Source organism: Bradyrhizobium sp., from assembly GCF_049581145.1.
In the GTDB taxonomy this organism is placed as follows: domain Bacteria; phylum Pseudomonadota; class Alphaproteobacteria; order Rhizobiales; family Xanthobacteraceae; genus Bradyrhizobium.
This window is the reverse complement of record NZ_JBAURI010000778.1, coordinates 1-1,860: the sequence shown is the minus strand read 5'-3', so window position 1 is coordinate 1,860 and position 1,860 is coordinate 1. Positions and strand designations below refer to the sequence as shown.

The following is a 1,860-nucleotide window of genomic DNA, read 5'->3' as shown; positions in this document are numbered from 1 at the left end:
TAGCTCGGACGCAGGGCCATCAAAAAGCGTGATCACGCTTACATTCAGATCAGCATTATCCAGGTCCAGCAGTTCCTAACTGACGTCTCGGCGACGCGTGGCTTGGATAACCTCGACGATGGCTTCGACGAAGCGGCCAAAAACGCCGAGGTGTTCGCAGCGCTTATTCCATCCACTCGCAAGCTGGCGCAGAAGCTGAAGAATGATGCGGTTGCTCAAGCCATTGACCGTGTGGCATCCAACTTCGCGCCGTACTACGCTTACGGCCAGAAGATGGCCAAGGTCTACGTCGCGGAAGGCCCGTCTGGGGGTAACAAGCTGATGCCAGATTTCGACGAGCAATCGGAAACGCTATCGAAGGCGATGGAAAACCTGATTTCAGTATCCGAAAACCTGAGCAGCAGCGGCCAAAAGTCGATCGACGAAATGACTGACCAAGCGGTTTCGGATTTGCATTGGCTGACCCAGATACTTTACACCTTGGGTGCGATATTCGTCGTGATCACTGTAGCTATACTAGCCTATGCTCACATCGGAATCTCCTCGCCAATTCGGAAGCTCAGTCAAATCATGCTGGACCTGATAGCCGGCAAGACCAACGTCGCGATTCCCGCCACAAACCGTCAAGACGAGATAGGGTCAATGAGTCGCGCTGTCGAAGTTTTCCGCGACAATACCCTACGTATTAAAAAGATGGAGTCTGAAAAAGAGGACGCCGAGGCTGCCTCCGCTGCGGAGCGAAAACAGGCCATGCAGCGCATGGCTGACACCGTAGAGAATGAGACAAACCTTTCGGTCGAGACTATCGCCGGCGCCGGCCGTGAGGTCGATCAAGCCGCCCAAGGACTGCTCTCGCTGGCCCAAGGGCTTTCCGTCCAGGCTCAGGCGGTTGCTGCCTCTTCGCAGAAGGCCCTGTCAAACGCTCAGGCGGTCTCGGCGTCCGCCGAGGAATTGACGGCCTCGATAGATGAGATCGGCTCTCAGGTTTCAAAAGTCAGCAACGTCACAAGGACAGCGGTAGAGAGAAGCGATCGCGCTAAGAAATCCGTTGAATCGTTGTCGGGCGTCGTCGCAAGAATTGCGGAAATGGCGAAGTTGATTGGCGGCATCGCGGATCAAACCAACCTGCTCGCATTGAACGCCACCATTGAGGCAGCTCGCGCCGGGGAGGCGGGGAGGGGCTTTGCGGTCGTCGCGGCAGAAGTGAAGTCGCTCTCGACCCAAACCGCCAAGTGCACAGACGAGATTGGACGGCTCATTGCCGAGATACAATCGGCAACGGGTGAAACCGTGTCCGATTTCCGGGACATCGGCGCTCACATTGCAGAAATCAACGAAGTGGCGAGTGCTGTCGCCATTGCTATGGAGCAGCAGAGCCTGGCAACAAACGAAATTGCTCAGAATGTGAGCTCGTCCGCAACCACCGCGCAAGATGTCTCTTCGAAGATCGAATATGTCAGTCGGGACGCCGATGCGGTCAACAATCGCGCAGCGGGAGTGCGGGAGGCGATTGCGTCTGTCAATTCGAACATATCAGGATTGAGGACGTTGCTGGTGCGTGTGGTGCGCACCGCAACCGCGGACGCCGATCGCCGCGAAAAGCCGCGCTATTCTACTAACTTGCCGGCAACGGTTTCGATCGGCAGTCGACAGAATCCAGGAAGGGTGGTAGAAATCTCGGAAGAAGCGGCGCTTGTAACTGGGGATTTTGGTCTCGGCGCAGGCGACTGAGGGGCAATCGCGATACAAGGCCTTCGCGGCGCGCTGGCATTCGAGGCGTTGGACCCGAGCGATCGCGGATTGCGCATCAGATTCAAGCTTGAGAGCTATCAGCGAGAAGTACTTTGCTCATGGTTACGC

General features: G+C 56.5%; 1 protein-coding gene. It reads left to right on the top strand.

What is annotated here, in order from left to right; genetic code table 11:
- Positions 1–102: 102 nt before the first annotated feature.
- Positions 103–1,731: a methyl-accepting chemotaxis protein gene (locus tag WCB02_RS25705; RefSeq protein WP_423962570.1), complete on the top strand. Its 1,629-nt coding sequence runs from the start codon at positions 103–105 to the stop codon at positions 1,729–1,731.
- The last annotated feature ends 129 nt before the right edge of the window (positions 1,732–1,860 follow it).